General features: G+C 67.6%; 19 protein-coding genes. 6 read left to right on the plus strand and 13 right to left on the minus strand.

What is annotated here, in order from left to right:
• Positions 1-19: 19 nt before the first annotated feature.
• Positions 20-619, minus strand: a complete 600-nt coding sequence (locus tag AC3A4E_RS09045; RefSeq protein ID WP_487631155.1) for a nitroreductase family protein — start codon at positions 617-619, stop codon at positions 20-22.
• A gap of 137 nt (positions 620-756) precedes the next feature.
• Positions 757-1263 (minus strand): M48 metallopeptidase family protein, encoded by a 507-nt coding sequence (locus tag AC3A4E_RS09050; protein WP_487631156.1) that lies wholly within the window; start codon positions 1261-1263, stop codon positions 757-759.
• Positions 1264-1337: 74 nt separating this feature from the next.
• Between AC3A4E_RS09050 and AC3A4E_RS09055 the strand changes: the two genes are divergently transcribed.
• Complete coding sequence (locus AC3A4E_RS09055; RefSeq protein WP_487631157.1) at positions 1338-1874, plus strand: DUF2058 domain-containing protein; 537 nt, start codon at positions 1338-1340, stop codon at positions 1872-1874.
• A 78-nt stretch (positions 1875-1952) separates the two neighbouring features.
• Here the strand turns inward: AC3A4E_RS09055 and AC3A4E_RS09060 are convergent, their stop codons facing one another.
• The 6 genes from AC3A4E_RS09060 to AC3A4E_RS09085 form a co-directional block, all read right to left on the minus strand.
• The gene (locus AC3A4E_RS09060; RefSeq protein WP_487631158.1) at positions 1953-2318 is read right to left on the minus strand and encodes a glycine zipper 2TM domain-containing protein; all 366 of its coding nucleotides are present in this window, start codon (positions 2316-2318) and stop codon (positions 1953-1955) included.
• Between the two features lie 119 nt (positions 2319-2437).
• Entirely contained in the window at positions 2438-3238 is an 801-nt protein-coding gene (locus tag AC3A4E_RS09065; protein ID WP_487631159.1) for an SDR family oxidoreductase, read from the minus strand.
• An 82-nt stretch (positions 3239-3320) separates the two neighbouring features.
• Positions 3321-3566 (minus strand): hypothetical protein, encoded by a 246-nt coding sequence (locus AC3A4E_RS09070; RefSeq protein WP_487631160.1) that lies wholly within the window; start codon positions 3564-3566, stop codon positions 3321-3323.
• 13 nt (positions 3567-3579) lie between these two features.
• Positions 3580-3882 carry a YkgJ family cysteine cluster protein gene (locus tag AC3A4E_RS09075; protein ID WP_487631161.1) on the minus strand — a complete coding sequence of 101 codons (303 nt, stop codon included), beginning with the start codon at positions 3880-3882 and terminating at the stop codon, positions 3580-3582.
• Complete coding sequence (locus tag AC3A4E_RS09080) at positions 3879-4547, minus strand: class I SAM-dependent methyltransferase (RefSeq protein ID WP_487631162.1); 669 nt, start codon at positions 4545-4547, stop codon at positions 3879-3881. Before AC3A4E_RS09080 ends, AC3A4E_RS09075 begins: the two co-directional genes overlap by 4 nt.
• A gap of 160 nt (positions 4548-4707) precedes the next feature.
• Entirely contained in the window at positions 4708-5754 is a 1047-nt protein-coding gene (locus AC3A4E_RS09085) for an ROK family protein (protein ID WP_487631163.1), read from the minus strand.
• A 104-nt stretch (positions 5755-5858) separates the two neighbouring features.
• On the opposite strand from AC3A4E_RS09085, the gene AC3A4E_RS09090 reads away from it, so the two are divergent.
• The 4 genes from AC3A4E_RS09090 to AC3A4E_RS09105 all read left to right on the plus strand — a co-directional run bounded on the left by AC3A4E_RS09090 (position 5859) and on the right by AC3A4E_RS09105 (position 8507).
• A complete protein-coding gene (locus AC3A4E_RS09090; RefSeq protein WP_487631164.1) occupies positions 5859-6485 on the plus strand; it encodes a DUF998 domain-containing protein in 627 nt (208 codons plus the stop codon).
• 92 nt (positions 6486-6577) lie between these two features.
• A complete protein-coding gene (locus tag AC3A4E_RS09095; protein WP_487631165.1) occupies positions 6578-6754 on the plus strand; it encodes a DUF1328 domain-containing protein in 177 nt (58 codons plus the stop codon).
• A 140-nt stretch (positions 6755-6894) separates the two neighbouring features.
• The gene (locus AC3A4E_RS09100) at positions 6895-7140 is read left to right on the plus strand and encodes a DUF2789 domain-containing protein (RefSeq protein ID WP_487631166.1); all 246 of its coding nucleotides are present in this window, start codon (positions 6895-6897) and stop codon (positions 7138-7140) included.
• Complete coding sequence (locus tag AC3A4E_RS09105; protein WP_487631167.1) at positions 7137-8507, plus strand: amidohydrolase family protein; 1371 nt, start codon at positions 7137-7139, stop codon at positions 8505-8507. Before AC3A4E_RS09100 ends, AC3A4E_RS09105 begins: the two co-directional genes overlap by 4 nt.
• A gap of 48 nt (positions 8508-8555) precedes the next feature.
• Here AC3A4E_RS09105 and AC3A4E_RS09110 read toward each other — a convergent pair whose 3' ends face one another.
• The 5 genes from AC3A4E_RS09110 to AC3A4E_RS09130 form a co-directional block, all read right to left on the minus strand.
• Positions 8556-9860 carry a short-chain fatty acid transporter gene (locus AC3A4E_RS09110; protein ID WP_487631168.1) on the minus strand — a complete coding sequence of 435 codons (1305 nt, stop codon included), beginning with the start codon at positions 9858-9860 and terminating at the stop codon, positions 8556-8558.
• A 196-nt stretch (positions 9861-10056) separates the two neighbouring features.
• The gene (locus tag AC3A4E_RS09115; RefSeq protein WP_487631169.1) at positions 10057-10467 is read right to left on the minus strand and encodes an MliC family protein; all 411 of its coding nucleotides are present in this window, start codon (positions 10465-10467) and stop codon (positions 10057-10059) included.
• Between the two features lie 105 nt (positions 10468-10572).
• The gene (locus tag AC3A4E_RS09120) at positions 10573-10992 is read right to left on the minus strand and encodes an MliC family protein (protein WP_487631170.1); all 420 of its coding nucleotides are present in this window, start codon (positions 10990-10992) and stop codon (positions 10573-10575) included.
• A gap of 263 nt (positions 10993-11255) precedes the next feature.
• Entirely contained in the window at positions 11256-13598 is a 2343-nt protein-coding gene (gene ggpS / locus AC3A4E_RS09125; RefSeq protein WP_487631171.1) for a glucosylglycerol-phosphate synthase, read from the minus strand.
• Complete coding sequence (locus AC3A4E_RS09130; protein WP_487632045.1) at positions 13595-14776, minus strand: MFS transporter; 1182 nt, start codon at positions 14774-14776, stop codon at positions 13595-13597. The genes ggpS and AC3A4E_RS09130 overlap by 4 nt, the downstream gene beginning before the upstream one ends.
• On the opposite strand from AC3A4E_RS09130, the gene AC3A4E_RS09135 reads away from it, so the two are divergent.
• The gene (locus AC3A4E_RS09135) at positions 14657-15847 is read left to right on the plus strand and encodes a hypothetical protein (protein ID WP_487632083.1); all 1191 of its coding nucleotides are present in this window, start codon (positions 14657-14659) and stop codon (positions 15845-15847) included. The two genes, AC3A4E_RS09130 and AC3A4E_RS09135, sit on opposite strands and share 120 nt — an antisense overlap.
• Positions 15848-15875: the final 28 nt, after the last annotated feature.

Here is a 15875-nt window from a genome sequence, read left to right on the forward strand (position 1 = left end):
CCGGAATGCGCGGCGGGGATCAGCCGTGGACGCGGAACCGGATCGCGTCGTCGATGAAGGTCTTCTCGCCGAAACCGGCTTCGTGCGAGCCGAACGGCATCTGTGCTCGCAGGCGCCACGTCGACGGGAGATCCCACTCGGCCGCGACCGCGGCGTCGGGCAGCGGGTTGTAGTGCTGCAGGCTCGCGCCGATGTCCGCTTCGGCCAGCGCAGTCCACACAGCGTACTGCGCGATGCCGCTCGCATGCTCGGACCACACCGGGAAGTTGTCGGCATACAGCGGAAACTTCTCCTGCAGCGCCTGCACCGTCGCGGTGTCCTCGTAGAACAGCACCGTGCCGGCGCCAGCTGCGAAGCTGTCGAGCTTGGCCTTGGTGTCGGCGAAGCCATCGGCCGGCACGATCTTGCGCAGCGCGTCCTCGACAAAGCCCCAGAACTTCAGGCTCTGGTCGCCGAACAGGATCACGGCGCGCGAGCTCTGCGAGTTGAACGAGGAGGGCGCCTGGCGCACGGCTTCCTGGATCAATGCGGTGGCGTCGGCCTGCGACAGCGGCAGCGACTTGCCGAGGGCATACTGGCTGCGGCGGCGGGTGGCAGCGGCAATGAAGGTGTTGGACATGGTCGGGACTCGTGATGGATGGATCGATGCCGCGTGCTGCGGCCTGTTCACAAGTCTGGCGATGCATCACCAATAGAACGACCCGGCAGATCGGGAAGGATCGTTGCATCAGGATCAACGATCCTATGGTGCTCGGCTCAGCCCCGCGCGGTATCCGGCGTGTCCCGGTGCATCAGATACAGCCGCAGATCGAACTCCAGCTGGTGGTAGTCCGGCGACATGTGGGTGCACAGGTTGTAGAAGGCGCGGTTGTGGTCGCTCTCCTTCAAATGCGCCAGCTCGTGCACGACGATCATCTCGAGGAATGCGGCAGGCGCATCGCGGAACACGCTGGCGATGCGGATCTCGCGATTGGCCTTCAGCCGCCCGCCCTGCACGCGGGAGATGGTCGTATGCGTGCCCAGCGCGTGCTTGAGCACCTGCAGCTTGCCGTCGTAGATCGCCTTGTGCAGCGGCGTGGACTGGCGCAGATGCCGGTCCTTGAGCGCCTGCACGTAGTCGTAGAGCTGGCGATCGTTGCGGATCGCATGCGGGTCGGGATAGCGCCGGGCGAGATAGTCGCCGAGACGGCCGTCGTCGCGCAGTGCGCGCACGCGCATCTGGACATCGGCCGGATAACCGGCGAGATAGGGCAGTGGATCCATCGCGGCACGATAGCGCCGGAGCGGATATCACGCAGCCGGTATCATCGACGTCCGAACACCGTGGACGATGTGGCATGCGCAATCCGCTGCAGGAACAGCTGTTGAAGGCCGGCCTGGTCAAGAAGGGCAAGGTCGCCGAAATCGCGCGTGAGCAGACAAAGGCGCGGCACGGCAAACAGCCCACGGCCAAGACCGATTCCCAGCGCGAGGCCGAGCGCCTGCGTCAGGAGAAGGCCGAGCGCGATCGCGCGCTCGCGCAGGCCCGCAACGAGGAAGCCCGCGAACGCGAGCGTCGTGGCCAGGCGCGGCAATTGATCGCCGACAACCAGGTGAAGTCGTCCGGAGAGCGCGCGTATCGCTTCGATGTCGACGGCGGCATCCGCAGCGTCGTCGTCGACGACGCGCAGGCGCGCCAGCTGGCCAGCGGTGCGCTGGTGATCGCGCGGCTCGACAGCAGCTTCGTGCTGTTGCCGCGCGCGGTGGTGGCGCGCGTGCGCGAACGCGATCCGCAGGCCATCGTGCTCGATCACGGCAGCGACGCGCCGGCACAGGGCGGCGATGACGATTACGACGATCCGAAGTACGCCGTGCCCGACGACCTGGTCTGGTGACACCCGCCCACACGCGAACGGGCCGGCACATGGCCGACCCGTCCGGGTGATCGAATTGTCGGAACAGGCGTCCCGGAATCAGCGACGCACGCGCTCGCAATGGGTCTCGACCACGCGGTTGCCGTTCGCTTCCTGACGGTTGCCCTGCACGTTGCGACCGATCGCGCCACCTGCGACGGCGCCGCCGACCGTGGCCAGCTTGCGACCGTTGCCGCCACCGATCTGGTTGCCCACCAGGCCGCCGATCACGGCGCCCGCTGCGGTCCCGCCGACGCGGTTCGGATCGGTGCTGTTGCGACGGACTTCGACGTCGTTGCAGACCACGCGGCTGCCGTCGTTGAAGCGGCGTCCTTCGTCCTGCGGGCCATAGGTCTGTGCGTGGACGAGCGTCGTGCCAGCCAGCGACAGCAGGCCAAGAGCGACAAGGGTGCGGATCGGCTTCATGGGTGTTCTCCGAGCGGATGACAGGCTTGCATGCTTGCAAGCGCCCGGGCAATCGCAGGTGAAAACAGCGGGTGCCCACGTTTGCGGTTCAGCGCACGGGGTGCAGCGTGATGCCCGCGTCAGGCGTACAGCATCTTCCGCGTCATGCCGCCATCGACGACGAGATTCTGGCCGGTGATGAACGCGGCAGCGTGGGAGAGCAGATGCACGGCCAGCGCACCGATGTCGTCCGGCATGCCGGCGCGTCCCACAGGGTGCTGGCTGTGATCGCGCTTCGACAGCTTCGGTGTCCGACGCGCGGAAGGCTTGCGCCAGTCATCGGTCACGATCCAGCCCGGACTGATCGCGTTGACCCGCACCTGCGGGCCTTCGCTGATCGCCAGCGCGTGGGTGAATCCGACGATGCCGCCCTTGGCCGAGGCATAGGCTTCGGTGTGCGGCTCGGACTGCAGCACCCGGCTGGACGCGATGTTGACGATCGCGCCGTGAGCCTCGCGCAATGCGGGCAGGGCATGTTTGCTGCACAGGAAGGTGCCGGTCAGATGGCCGTCGATGAAACGGCGCCACTCGACCAGCGACAGCGTCGAGACGTCATCGATGACCGGGTCTGCGGGGCCTGCATTGTTGACGAGGCCATCGATGCGCCCACAGGCCACGTGGGCCTTGTCGACGAATGCGCGGACCGAGGCTTCGCGCGAGACGTTGAGCGGCAGGAAACGGGCGCGCTCACCGACATTCCATTCCGCAATGCAGGCCTTGCCGGCATCGCGATCGAGATCGCCGATCACCACGCGTCCACCCGCGCCCAGCACCGCCTGGGCAATCCCACGGCCGATGCCCTGCGCGCCGCCGGTGACCAGCACCACGCGATCGAGCAGGGGAGTGGCATCCAATGAGCGGATCGGTGGTGTCAGCGACATGTGGGCGGTACCTGGACAGGACAGGCCCACACGTTAGGGACAGGCGGATCGACGCGCCGTCGTCGGGACGACGGCGCGGGGTTCAGCTCGCGCGGCGCTTGCGCGGCGCGGCTTCGACAGGCGGTGCCTCGACCGGCGCATCGATGCGGGTCAGGGTGCGCGTGTTTCCGAGGACTTCGATCTTGCCGCCCGACTTGCGGAACGAGGCCAGATCATCGGCGATGCGGTCGCTGGTCAGCGACGCGCCGCGCTCGTTCGGCTTGCGGCCGCCTGCGAACAGGTGGCGGGTGTCGGACTGCGGGGGACTCGGGGTTTTGGTACGGGACATCCGGTGGACTCCGTCAATACATCGCCAGCGGGATGCCACGATTGCCGCGGTCGATGTAGTCGGCACGGATATCGCGGCAGTAGGGACCATCCATGACGAATCGGCGGCACACGTCGGGACGGCTTTCATAGATCGAACAACACATGCGGGCGCTGTCGATGGCGACGCACCAGCCTTCCTCGTCACGCGCCATGACCGGCAGTCCGGCGGCGGTGACGTCGGTAAAACGTTCCGGGACGACATCACCCGGCTGCAGCACCACCGTCAGGCGGCAACACACGGCATCGCAACGGTCGCAGTCGGCACGTTCGCTCACTGCAGACGTCCCATGCCACGGCGGTAAAACAGCACCCGACCGCGAGGCAATGCATCCGCCTCGTTGTCGATACCCGCGCGCGACTCGTGTAGCGAGAAGCCCTGCGCGTCGAGCAGCCGGCTCAACGCCGCGCTGTTGCCGCGACCGGGATCGCTGATCACGATCTCCGCATTCGGCTGCGCGTAGCGCTCGACCACATCGGCCAGCTGCGCCGCGTGCGCGCGCTCGTACAGCACGTCGGACGCGATGATCATGTCGAACCGCCCGAGCGTGGTGAGTTCGACATCCCAGCGCATCTGCCGGTAATGCACCGCATCCAACGCGTTGAGCGCCGCGTTGTAGGCGAGAAATCCTTCGGCTAGCGGGTGCATGTCCGATGCGACCACGATCGCGCCGCGACGCTGCAGCACCAGACTCGACAGGCCGATGCCGCAGCCGGTCTCGAGAATGCGCTTGCCGGCCACATCCGCGCGCTCCATCGTCTGCGCAAGCAGGCGGCCCGAAGGCCACAGCTGGCCGAACAGCGACCACTGCGCGGACGAAATTCCCAGGTCCGCACCGTGGCCATCGGGATCGGCGTACTGCTGCAGATCGCCGAGCACGCGCAGGCGGTAGGCATGGCCACCGACCTGTGCGGTCACGATACGTGTGGAGTAACCGGGCACGAAGCTTCCTGAGAGCGGAGCCCCGTATGGGGCGGTCACGCGGGAGAGAAAGCGAGGCGGGCGACGGCTCAGGTCGCGCGGAGCGCACGGATCGGGCGCGGCCCGAGGATCGAGCATAGCACCCGGGGGCCCGGGGCCGGCCCGGCGGCCTCCGGACGGTTCAGGCGCGGTGGTTGGTGTAGCTGGCGTTGCCCAGGCCGGTGCCGATGGTCAGCACCCCCCAGCGCTCGACCGCGGTCATGCGTGGGCGCTCGCTGAGGCCCTGTACCACGGCATCGTTGTGCAGAAGGACCTGCGGCGCGCGCTTGCCGATGCGGTCCAGGCGTCCTTGGAGCGCGGCAGCCAGGCTGAAATCCTCGGCCTCCCAGTTGCCCGGCAGGTTCTGCGCGCCATGCAGGATGCGGCCGTCGACGGCGATCTGGCCCGGGCAGGCAATGCCGACGAAGGGCGCCAGCCGCAGACCCAGGGTACGGGCGTGGGCGATCAGGCCATTGAGCATCGCCGCCATCCGCGCCACGGCTTCCTCGCGATCGGGGGATTCGGTGGCATGGCGCCACTGGCTGCGCTCGAGCACGCGGGCGCGGCTGCCGTCATCACGCTGGTCGAGTTGCGGCGCGACGATGCCGCAGCGGATGTTGGTGCCGCCGATATCGACCGCCAGAAACGCGTTGTGGCGGTGCGTCACCGCCGGTGCCAGCGGCACCCAGCCGAGCAGACCGGCGTCGTCGCCATCGTGGCGCAGCAGCGACAGATCCACGCCACTGCGCGCCAGCTTGAGCAGGCGCGCGGCGCGGCGGACCGACAGGCTGCCGACGCGGCTGCCCGGAAAGCCACCACCGATGACGATGCGGCGCACGCCGCGCCACTCGTCCGTGGCCAGGAATCCGCGCACCACGCCGGCCAGCTGATGCGCGTGATCCTCGACCGCGGCATGCACCAGATGCGCCGCATCGGCATCGCCGCCCACCAGAACCAGATCGATCTCGCTCTTGGGAATGGCATGTGTCGCGGTGCGGCCGAAGGGATCGCGCTTTCCGGTGAAGTGGTGCCGGCGTCGCGCATCCAGAAACCGCCGGAACGCCGTCTGGCTTGCGCGGTCGCCGAGGAAGCCGTCACCGTCAAGGTCCCGCAGAGGCAGGTTGCAGCTGTCGATGCGCAGGTCGGGCAGGCGGATCGCGGCGTGGCGGTTGCGGGTATCGCGCGGCATCGGAGCACGGGATTGCGGAGTGGACCGCATCGTCGCGGGCGGGCGGCTAGCGGAACGTGACGGCTCGGGTAGCATGCGTCGCGAATTTCCGACACCTGTTTCCGATGTCCGCATCCATCAACCCTGCGCGGCGCCCGGCACTCCGCCACGCGCACCGCATCGCCGCCGTGAGCCTCGCGTTGTTCGTCATCGCGGCGATCGCGCTGCACCTGCGCCGCCCCGAACTCGATCCGGTGGCCAGCCAGATGAGCCTGTATCTGATCGGCGACTGGGGCGCGCTGCTGCAGGCCGCGTATGTCGCACTCGGTGCCGGCATGGTCGCGCTGGGCTGGGCACTGCGCGAAACGCATGCCCCCAGGATCCGCAGCGCAGCGGCCCTGTTGCTGTTCGCGCTCGCTGCCACGTCGCTGTCGATCACCGCGTACGCGTGGATGGACATTCCGGGTCTGGACCGTTCGCTGGAAGGCCTGATCCATGGAATCTCCGCACAGGGTGCGTTCCTGTTCGCGACGACCGGCATGGTGGTGCAGGCGCTCGGTTTCCTGCGCGATCCCGACTGGCGCCGTACGGCACGCTGGGCGCTGCCCTTGGCGCTGCTGTGTTTTGCGTCGATATGGGTGCTGGCGATCTGGCGGGAGGCGCCGCGCGGACTTGCGCAGAAATCGGTGATCGTCCTGATCCTTGTCTGGATGGTGTGCGTGCTGGGTGCACTCGCGCGGCGCATCCGTTGATCGCCCATGTTTCACGCGTTCAGCACCATGTGCGGCGGAGACTTGCTGTCACTGGCGGCGCGCGGTTGCGCCGCCCCGAAGGAGTCGACGTCATGATCAAGTGGGCCATCATTTTCGCCGTCATCGGTCTCGTGGCCGGTGTGCTGGGTTTCAGCGGTATCGCAGGCGGCTCGTTCGCCATCGCGAAGTTCCTGTTCTGGGCTGCGATCATCATCGCGGTCGTGCTGTTCGTGCTGGGCCTGACGGTCGCGAAGAAAGTCGTCAGTTAGTCCGTACGCCGCTGCAGTACATACGAACCGCCCGCATGCCGGGCGGTTCGCGTTTCCGGCGTCCGGAACACCACACCCGCCTGAAGTGACGTTGACGCAGGCCACGTTAGGCTCGATGCACGACCAACCTGGAGTGCATCGTGGAATCGACCGTCCATCCGTTCTCAGAACTCTTCGCCCAGCTGGGCCTGCCCAACGACGAGGCCTCGATCCGCGGTTTCATCGCCGAACATGGTCCGCTGCCCGATGACGTGCGCCTGGAAGAAGCGCCGTTCTGGACAGACTCGCAGGCGCAGCTGCTGCGTGAGGAACGCATCGAGGACGCCGACTGGATCGTCGTGATCGACCAGCTCAACGTCGCGCTGCACGCGCGTCCGTCCACATGAGGTGGTGGCACGGGCTCGCGGCCACGAGCCTGCTGCTGGCAGGCGCCGTGCAGGCGCAGACGACCGCGGATGCCGGCGCCGCCGGCACGTTCGCATTCGTCGATGTCGACGTGCTGCCGATGGACCGCGACGTACGTCTGTCCTCTCAGACCGTCGTCGTCCGCGATGGCCACATCACCGCCATCGGCCCGCGCGACGACATCGAAGTGCCGGACGATGCGACGCGCATCGACGGCGCAGGGCGCGTGCTGATGCCGGGCCTAGCCGAGTTCCACGGCCACGTGCCGGGCGGCGATGATCCGGTCTACGTGCAGGACACGCTGGATCTGTATCTGGCAAACGGCGTCACGCTGGTGCGCAACATGTCGGGCGACGTCTCGCATCCGGAGCTGCGGGCGCGCATCGAACGCGGGGAGGTCAACGGTCCGACGATGGTCGTCGCCAGCCCGTGGCTGCGCAGCAAGGATGCCGACGAAGCCGAACGCGAAGTGCGCGCGCATCACGCCGCCGGTTTCGATCTGGTCAAGATCGGCAGCATTCCGGCCGATGCGTATCCGCGCATGGCCGGGACCGCACACGCGGTCGGTATTCCGTTTGCCGGCCATATTCCTGAAGGCGTTCCGCTCGACGTAGCGCTCGATGCGAAGCAGGCCTCGATCGATCACTTCGACCGCTATGTCGAGTTCCTCGTGCCGCCGGGCACCGATACCGGCGAGCGCGAAGCGGGCTGGTTCGGCAGTGGCTGGGTGCAGTGGGCCGATCGCGGCCGTATCGAGGAGGCTGTCTCGCGCACGCGTGCGGCGGGCACCTGGAATGTGCCGACGCTGACCCTGGTCGAGCACATGGCGTCGCCCGAAACCCCCGAGGCGATGCTGCAGTGGCCGGAGATGCGCTACATGCCGGCGTCCGAGCGCGAGCGCTGGCGCCGGGCGAAGCACGAATACGCGGCGCGCGACACCTTCCAGCTCGACGCCGCGCAGGCACTCGTCCAACTGCGCCGCGAACTGCTCAAAGCGCTGCACGACGGCGACGCGCCGATCGTGCTCGGCTCCGATGCGCCGCAGTTCTTCAACGTGCCCGGCTTCTCGATCCATCGCGAGATGGCGATGATGCAGGCGTCCGGCCTGACGCCGTACGAAGTCCTGGTCACCGGCACGCGCAATGCGGCGTTGGCGTTGGGCACGCCCGATGCGTTCGGGACCGTCGAGGTCGGCCGCCGCGCGGATCTGGTGTTGCTGGCCGGCGATCCGCGCGAAGACCTGTCGCATGCGCAGGCGCCGCTGGGCGTCATGGCACGCGGCCGCTGGTGGCCGCGCGAAGCGCTCGATGCGCGACTGGCGGAGATCGCCGAGCGTCACGCGGAGTGAATCAGGACCCGCCGCGCGTCATGCGCGCGGCGGGCTCTGCAGCTGCGATCAGAGCAGCAGGAACACCAGACCGATGATCGCGCCGGATGCGAACAGCAGCATCAGGCAGTAGCCCATGATGTCCTTGATCTTGAGCCCGGCGATCGCGAGCAGCGGCAGGGCGAAGAACGGCTGCAGCATGCTGGTCCAGGCATCGCCCCAGGCCACCGCCATCGCCACGCGCGGCAGATCGGCGCCCAGCGCCTGCGCGGCCGGAATCATCACGGGCGCCTGCACCGCCCACTGGCCGCCACCCGACGGGACGAACATGTTGATCAGGCCGGCCGAGAGGAAGGTCCAGAACGGCAGGCTGCCGGCCGTGGCGAAGGACACGAACCACTCCGACATTGTCGTCGCCAGGCCCGAGCCGACGAGGATCGCCATGATGCCGGCGTAGAACGGAAACTGGATCACGATTCCCGCGCCGCCCTTGATCGCTTCCTGCAGCGCGGCCAGCAGCCGGGCCGGCGTGCGATGCAGCACGATGCCGAGCATCAGGAAGCCATAGTTGACGATGTTGAGGTTGAGTCCGCCCCCGGCAATGAAGTGATCGGCAAGAAACACCAGACCCGCGACACCGACAGCGACCGACAGGATCCAGCCGTGCTCGAGACGCTCGGCTGGGCTCGAATCCTGCGCGAGCACCGGTGGTTCGGGATCTTCGGGCGGCGTGAACAACACGGCGTCCTTGTCGGACGGCGTCATCGCGCGATTGATCAGCGGAATCGCGATCACCAGCAGCGCAACGATCAGCAGATTGAACGGCGCGAAGATCGTCTCCGATGTCGGAATCAGACCGATCGCCTCCTGCATGAAGTGGCCTTCGGTCGCGATGGTCAGCGGAATCGATCCCGACAGACCGCCATGCCAGATGATGAAACCCGAGTACGCGCTCGCGACGAGCAGGCGGTAGTCGACTTTGACGAAGCGTGCGACTTCACGCGCGAACAGCGCGCCGATCACCAGACCGAAGCCCCAGTTGATCCAGTTCGCGGCCATCGCGACCAGGGTCACGACGACGATCGCGTTCTTCGGCGTGCGACAGCGCGAGGCCATCCAGGTCAGGCCGCGTTTGACCGGCGGGGTCTTGGCGAGAATGAAGCCGGTCACCAGCACCAGCAGCATCTGCATCGAGAAGCCGAGCAGCTCCCAGAAACCGGTGCCCCAGTAGCGGACGAGTTCGAGCGGCGGAGTCTGTTCGATCGCGAAGGCGGCGATGAAGGCCAGCGCGGTGAAGATCAGGACGAAGACGTAGGCGTCGGGCAGGAACCGTTCGACGAGTCGGACGGACAGGCGCGTGGCGCGCTGGAACATGGTGGATACCGTCGTGGGGAACGACCGCCCAGCTTAGCCGCCCGGGCATGACATGCCTGCTGGACGATGGTCTACCTGCGTAACGACGGCACACCGGGACGTGCAGGCGCTGCGCGCCGGCTGGGCTTCCCGGGAACATGAGCCATGCACTGCATGTGGATCGCGTGCGCGCGCAGAAACGCGCGCACGCGGATCTTCAGACCGGCGCTGCGGCGTCGCCGGTACAGGTGCGGTCGGGATGGTCGGGGCGGCTCAGCAGCGCGTCGCTCGCGCCGCGGGTCCACAGCACGACGCCGGCCTCGTCGACGTACTTGGCACCGGATGCGGCTTCCCCGGTGCGCAGCACATACGTGGTGCCGTCGACGGCAACGCTGACCTGGCCCCGACCATCGAAGGTCGCATCGACCGGCGTGCCCTCGCAGTCGTAATGCATCACCTGTGGCAGCGGCGCTGCATCGGTGCTCGGCGTTTCGGGATCGGGCGGTGTCTCTTCCGTGCTGCCGGTCGGCGGCGTCGCCGCATCGTCGACGGGGGGTGCGTCCGCCGGCGAACACGCCGCCAGCGACAGGCCGATGGCCACAGTGAACACGGGGGTGAACCAGCGCATGGTCGTCTCCTTGCCTTGGGTGGATCGGATCGACGCGTGGGGCGGGAGGGGAGGTCACCGAGCATATCGCCTCCGGTCGACGGAGGCGATGAACGGGTCGACGCGTCAGTAGACGCGCGCGCAGTTGCGCTCGTGCTGGCCCTGAAGTGTGAGACGGGCCTCGTCGGTGCCATGGCTCCAGAAGACGTTGCCATCCGCGTCGGCGAAGCGATCGCCCTGCGCGGTTTCGGCACGTGGCAGATCCAGCGTCACGCCATCGACCACGAACTGCACCCGGGCCTCGTCGCCTTCGCCTTCCTGCGCGAGGGTGATGCGTGTGCCTTCGCAGTCGTAGTTGATCGTGTTCGACGGTGCCGTTTCCGCTTCGCGTGCAGCCAGCGAGCCGGTCGGTGGGGCTTCCTCCGCTGCTGCAGGCGGTGGTGGGGGCGGCGTGGCGTCCGCAGCCGGCGATGCCGGGGTCGATTCGCCCCCGCAGGCGGTCAGGGCGAGCGTGAGCAGGAGAGCGGTGGCGGATGCTGCGCGCATGCGGAATCCTCTTGTTCGATATAGGCGTCGGCGTGCGTCACCGACAGAAGCTGCAGGCTAGGCACGACGGCGTGAACGGAGAGTGGCGCATTGTTCCGGCCGGACCCTGTCGTGCGCCGGGCGGCAGGTGCCACGTCTGCGTTCGAGGCGCGCGATGTCGGGTCGCGTCGCACGTCGATGTGCCGGTCTGCGCGACAGTGCCGCGCAGACCGGACGATCCATATGCCTTGCGTGGCCGGTCTCAGCCTCGAAAGACGCCCTCGTCAGGCCGCAAGGCCGCGCATCGCATACCGGTGCTGGTCGGCACCGCTGCCGGCGGTCTCGACCGCTTCGAGGAAATCGCGGCCCCAGCGTTCGACGTCGTAGTAACGGACGATGTCGAACAGCTGTCGCTGCCGGCCGACGGCTTCGTGCTCGGGCATCGACAGGGCCTGTCGCAACCCGGCGACGAGATCGGTCAGATCGTGCGGATTGGTGAGCACCGCGCCCTTGAGTTCCGCGGCGGCGCCGGCGAACTCCGACAGCACCAGCGTGCCCGACGAGCCTTCGATGCCGTGCGCGGCCACGAATTCCTTGGCAACCAGATTCAGGCCATCACGCAGCGGCGTGATCCACATGACGTCGGCAGCCGCGTAGTGCGCCAGCACTTCCTCGAACGGCAGACCTCGCGCGAAGAAGCGCACTGGCGTCCAGTCGAGCATCGCGTAACGACCATTGATGCGACCGACCGCCTGTTCGATCTGCGTCTGCAGCTCCTGGTAGACGGTCATCTCCTTCGCCGCAGGCACACAGACCATCAGCAGGTTGACCTTGCCGCGCAGGTCCGGCTGTTCGCCGAGCAGGCGTTCGAACGCGAGCAGTTTCTCCAGCGTGCCCTTCGTGTAATCGAGGCGTTCCACCGACAGCACCAGCTTGCGGCCCGAGAACTCACGGCGGATCTGCTCCAGACGCACACGCACGCGTGGGTGCGCCAGGCCGGTCTCGATACGCTTGATGTCGGTACCGACCGGATGTGCGCCCAGGCCGACGACGCGGTCGCCGACGCGGATGCGCGTCGTGGTCTCGTCGAGTCCGACCGCGCATCCGTAGGTCAGGAAGCGCGGCGCGCAGCCTTCACGGGCCAGCGTTTCAGTAGGCATCGCACCGCGGACCACGTCGACGAAATTCTCGACCTGGCGCGGGATGTGGAAGCCGATGTAATCGCATTGCAGCAGACTGCCGAGGATCTCGCGGCGCCACGGCACCACGTTGAACACGTCGGCCGACGGAAAATACGTGTGGTGGAAGAACGCGATGCGCACGTCCGGGCGCAGTTCGCGAAGATACGCCGGCACCATCCACAGGTTGTAGTCGTGCAGCCACACGGTCGCACCGGGCGCGGCTTCGGCGGCGGTGGCCTCGGCGAACTTGCGGTTCACGCGCAGGTAGATGTTCCAGTCGTCCTCGTTGAAGCGTGCGCGCTCCCAGAACGTGTGCAGCATCGGCCAGAAGGCTTCCTTCGAGAACCGCTTGTAGAACGCATCGACCTCGGTCTGGGTCAGCGGCACGCGCGCGACGGTGAGATCGGGATACGCATCGGGATCGACCGGCGTGCGCGTCTCGAACTTGCCGAGCTTGGGATCGTCGACGCTCCACGCGACCCACGAGCCTTTCTGGCCGCTGCCGAAGAAGCCGAGCAGGCTCGGAATGATGCCGTTGGGCGAGGTCGGGCGGCGGCGCTTGCGCTGGCCATCCTCCACGTACTCCTCGTACGGCAGGCGGTGATAGACCATCACCAGATCCGACTGGCCGGTGGTGCGCTCGATCGTCTGGCGCAGATAGGGGTCATCGGATTCGAGCAGATCGAAATGCGTGATCGCCTCGAGAATGCCGCCGCAGCCCGGCGCCTGCGCCTGGAACACATTCGACAGCTGGTCGGTGGCCTTGACGAGTGCGGGCTCGGATTCGCCCACGCACACGCCCTGGAACCCGGAGGTGTACATCGACAGATCGTTGAGCGTGTCGCCGGCGACGAGCACGCGGTCGCGCGGCAGTTCCAGATGGTCGGCGAGGGCGGCCAGCGTGCGGCCCTTGTCGGTGTCGGGCGGCAGGATGTCGAGATAGCGGTCGGCCGAATACAGCACCGAGCAGCCGAGCTTGCGTGCGGTGGCCTCGATGTCGCCGCGGATACCGGCCAGCGCTTCGGGTTCGCAGAAATAGGAACAGCGGCGCTCCTGCGGCACGTCCTGGCGCACGAGGCCGGTGAAACCGGCCATCGCATCGGCCACCGCGCGCTCACCCGGCCAGCGACGGTCGATGCGCGTCTGCAAGGGCTGGATCGGCTGCAGGGTGTGGCCATCGACGACGGTGCCGCCGACATCGCAGATCACGTAGTCGGGACGCGGCAGGCTGGGGTCGGACAGCAGCGGCATGACGGCTTCGAGGCCGCGGCCGGTGACGAAGGTGAGGCGGATCTCGGGATGGCGGTCGACCAGGCGGTAGAGCTGCTGGCGATGCGCGGGCGATCCGGCGAGGAAGGTGCCGTCGAGGTCGGTCGCGAGCATCAGTCGCGGTACGAACGGGGTATTGGCGGGGGTGAGGTCGGTGGTGGTGGTTTCCTGAGTCAACGTGGGTCCTTGTGGTGTGGATCGGAAAGGTCGGGGCCCTCGGGTGCGGGGCCGGTTTCGGGCAGCAATTCGAGCGCGGACGGGGTGGTACGCAGCATCGGATGGAAGACGGACGGATGGTCGCGGTCGCGCTGACGGATCAGGCGACGGCCGGCGGCGATGATCGCCAGCGCGCCGAGCACGATCGCGAACGAGGCGGGCAGGGCGGATGGCCCGAAGCGCACCATCGCTGCACCTGCGAGCGCCGGGCCGATCGCCGAGCCGACACCGTTGAGCAGCAGCAGGCTCGAGCAGCCCGACAGCGTGTCCTCGACCGGCAGATGGTCGAGCAGATGCGCGACGCACAGCGGATAGATCGCGAAGGCCACGCCGCCGAACAGGAAGAACAGGCCGAACAGCGCGAAATGCGACCGGTCGGCGGCGAACATCATTGCCACGCCGATCACCGCCGCGATCGCGCAGATGATCGCCAGCGTCGTGCGCCGATCGCCGCGATCCGACGCGCGGCCGATCGGCCATTGCAGCAGCGCGCCGCCGAGAATCGTCGCGCTCATCAACGCGGCGATGCCTTGCAGATCGAGGCCGAGCCCGGTCGCGTACACCGCGCCCATGCCCCAGAAGCCGCCCATCGCCAGGCCCGCCAGCAACGAACCTGTAGCCGCGGCTGGTGCCGCGCGCCACAGCGCCGCGAGTGCAAGCCGCGGTACCGCAGGCAGCGTCGGCTGCACCATGCGGCTGGCGACGACCGGCAACGCCGCGACGCAGATGAAGATCGCAACGACGCTGAACAGCACGAAGGTCGACGGATCCATGAAGCTGATGAACCACTGGCCGGCGGCCAGCGCCAGTAGATTCACCGCCATGTAGACCGCGAACACCTGGCTGCGCTTGTCCGGCGGCGCCTGCACGTTGAGCCAGCTTTCGATCACCGTGTACAGGCCGACGAGCCCGACGCCGGTCAGCACGCGCAGCGCGCCCCAGGCCCAGGGGTTCACGAACACCGGATGCAGCAGGATCGCCGCGGCGACCAGCGCCGAGTAGAACGCGAAGGCGCGGATGTGGCCGATCCGCTGGATCAGGCCTGGCGCCAGATAGGTGCCGAGAAAGAAGCCGACGAAGTAACCCGACATGATCAGGCCCATCGTCTGGTCGTCGAAGTTCTCGATCCGGCCGCGCACCGCCAGCAGGGTGCCGAGCAGACCGCTGCCCATCAGCAGCAGGGCGACGCCGGCGAACAGCGCGGCGAGATTACGGACGACTGGAATGGCGGACCTCCGGCAATATCAGCGAAGGTCCGGAAGTATAACATATTGAAAATGCTGGATATTTTCACCCGGAATCGACACCGCGCGACGATGCTGCGCTGCAGCGAAAACCGCAACGCAATCATGCGCTTGCGTCGGTTTCCGGACCGAATGACCAAAAATGAACACGAGTCCGGCGATGCTGTCGCGACGCCGTTCCGAGGACACCGTGCAATGCGAATCCACCCGGTCCATCTGCTGCTGCCTGCCGCATTGCTGCTGGCCGCCTGCCAACCCGACGGTGCGCCCGGCAGCGCCACCGCGCCTGCGACGCCAGCACCGGATGCGGCTGCGCCGGCCGCGAGCAGCGACGACGACGTGGTCGTGTCGACGAACGAACCGTTCTGGCAGGCCACTGTCGAGGGCGACACGGTAATCCTGCGCGGCATCGACACGACGGAACGCCGCCTCACTGGCGCACGCGCTTCGATGACCGCCGACGGGCGGCGTATCGACGCATCGGATGCGGAAGGCTCGGTGGTATTGATCGTGCGCCGGATGCGCTGCGAGGACGACATGTCCGGCGCGCGCTTCCCGATGACCGGCCTGCTGACCATCGATGGCCGCGGCCCGTTCCGCGGCTGCGCGCGGCCTGCATCAATGCCGATTCCGACGCCGCCGGGCGAGCTGGTCGACGAAGAGGCGTCGACGACACTTCCCGATCGCTTCCTCGGCCGCTGGGATGCGGATGCCGAAGCCTGCAAGTCAGGCGGTAGCGATATGGCGCTGCGTGTCGAACCGGGCGCGCTGCGCTTCCACGAAAGCATCGCCACGCCGACATCGGTGCTGGCACTCGACGATGACGCGGTGCGTGTGGCTGCGGATTACGAAGGCGAAGGCCAGACCTGGGCGGCCGAGCGGCTCCTGCGTCTGGACGGCCCGGACACCCTGTTCGTCGGCGACGATGCCGGCGAAGGCGTCACTCGCGTGCGCTGCGAGGATTGAGGGCAGGGCGGTGGCGACGCGCCAACGC

The sequence above is a fragment of the Luteimonas sp. Soil_N_1 genome (assembly GCF_057656255.1).

What these genes read in the sequence shown, in the direction of transcription:
- AC3A4E_RS09045 (WP_487631155.1), bottom strand. Translation starts at nt 619, where the DNA reads ATGTCCAACACCTTCATTGCCGCTGCCACCCGCCGCCGCAGCCAGTAT.
- AC3A4E_RS09110 (WP_487631168.1), bottom strand. Translation starts at nt 9,860, where the DNA reads ATGTTCCAGCGCGCCACGCGCCTGTCCGTCCGACTCGTCGAACGGTTC.
- AC3A4E_RS09050 (WP_487631156.1), bottom strand. Translation starts at nt 1,263, where the DNA reads ATGGATCCACTGCCCTATCTCGCCGGTTATCCGGCCGATGTCCAGATG.
- AC3A4E_RS09070 (WP_487631160.1), bottom strand. Translation starts at nt 3,566, where the DNA reads ATGTCCCGTACCAAAACCCCGAGTCCCCCGCAGTCCGACACCCGCCAC.
- AC3A4E_RS09090 (WP_487631164.1), top strand. Translation starts at nt 5,859, where the DNA reads ATGTCCGCATCCATCAACCCTGCGCGGCGCCCGGCACTCCGCCACGCG.
- AC3A4E_RS09055 (WP_487631157.1), top strand. Translation starts at nt 1,338, where the DNA reads ATGCGCAATCCGCTGCAGGAACAGCTGTTGAAGGCCGGCCTGGTCAAG.
- AC3A4E_RS09120 (WP_487631170.1), bottom strand. Translation starts at nt 10,992, where the DNA reads ATGCGCGCAGCATCCGCCACCGCTCTCCTGCTCACGCTCGCCCTGACC.
- AC3A4E_RS09095 (WP_487631165.1), top strand. Translation starts at nt 6,578, where the DNA reads ATGATCAAGTGGGCCATCATTTTCGCCGTCATCGGTCTCGTGGCCGGT.
- AC3A4E_RS09115 (WP_487631169.1), bottom strand. Translation starts at nt 10,467, where the DNA reads ATGCGCTGGTTCACCCCCGTGTTCACTGTGGCCATCGGCCTGTCGCTG.
- AC3A4E_RS09085 (WP_487631163.1), bottom strand. Translation starts at nt 5,754, where the DNA reads ATGCCGCGCGATACCCGCAACCGCCACGCCGCGATCCGCCTGCCCGAC.
- AC3A4E_RS09060 (WP_487631158.1), bottom strand. Translation starts at nt 2,318, where the DNA reads ATGAAGCCGATCCGCACCCTTGTCGCTCTTGGCCTGCTGTCGCTGGCT.
- AC3A4E_RS09105 (WP_487631167.1), top strand. Translation starts at nt 7,137, where the DNA reads ATGAGGTGGTGGCACGGGCTCGCGGCCACGAGCCTGCTGCTGGCAGGC.
- AC3A4E_RS09065 (WP_487631159.1), bottom strand. Translation starts at nt 3,238, where the DNA reads ATGTCGCTGACACCACCGATCCGCTCATTGGATGCCACTCCCCTGCTC.